We start from the raw sequence: 849 nt of genomic DNA, 5'->3' as shown, positions 1-849 counted from the left end.
TGCCCGCACCCTCGCCCAGCACCAGGCCCTTCCTATCGGCGGAGAAGGGCCGGCATGTATCGGGTGAAAGCACGCGCATTGCTTCCCATGCTTTCAGCACGCCCCATGCGAACGGCGCGTCGCTGCCGCCGGAAACCATTACGTCGGCCCGGCCCAGCTTGATCTGATCCACCGCCGAGGCGATCGCATGGTTGGCCGAGGCACATGCGGAGTTCACCCCGAACACCGGCCCGCGCAAGCCGAGGCGCAAGCTCACCTGGCCGGCGGCGGCGCTTGGCATCGTTTTGGGTACAGCGAGGATGCCAACTCGCCTCGCGCCGTCCAAAAGGAGGGCCCGGTAAGTTTCCTCCATTACATCCCAGCCCAAGCCGCCGACGCCCACTGTAGCGCCGAAGCGATGGGCATTCCCTTCGTCGCAGGAAAGTCCGGCCTGCCGCATGGCTTCGCGCGCTGCAAGCACGGCGAGCAAGCTGAAGCGGGCCATGGAGACGAGCTGCTTGCGATCGATGTCGTGCTCGGGCAGCGCCTTGATCTCAGCGCCGGTCATGCCCTCCAGGTCATGAAGCTCGGAATTGGCGAGCGGGCCGATGGCGGAGCGGCCTTCGCGGATCTCTTTCCACATAGAGGCGGCGTCAGTGCCCAGTCCGCACAGGCCGCCCACTCCGGTGATGACGACGCGCCTGTCCATTCAAGCCTCCTTCGCAAGCAAGCCGCGGACGGCTTCCACGACGTCGCCGACATTCTTGAGATTGGACCAGGCATCGGCCGTGTTCATATCGATCTTGATGCCGTAGGCCTGTTCCACATCCCAGAGGACGTCCGCCAAACCCAGCGAATCGAACCCGAGCG

2 protein-coding genes are annotated in these 849 nt (G+C 65.0%); both read right to left on the bottom strand.

The window, feature by feature from the left end:
• The coding region (locus NMG46_RS29545; RefSeq protein WP_292155640.1) for a beta-ketoacyl synthase at positions 1 to 688 on the bottom strand (688 nt) is incomplete at its 3' end.
• Positions 689 to 849, bottom strand: a 161-nt coding sequence (locus tag NMG46_RS29540; protein WP_145965434.1) for an acyl carrier protein, incomplete at its 5' end; no start/stop codon positions are given. It abuts the gene before it with no gap.

Source organism: Mesorhizobium sp. LMG 17147 (assembly GCF_024297145.1).
Lineage (GTDB): Bacteria > Pseudomonadota > Alphaproteobacteria > Rhizobiales > Rhizobiaceae > Mesorhizobium.
This window is presented reverse-complemented; position numbering and strand designations above follow the sequence as displayed.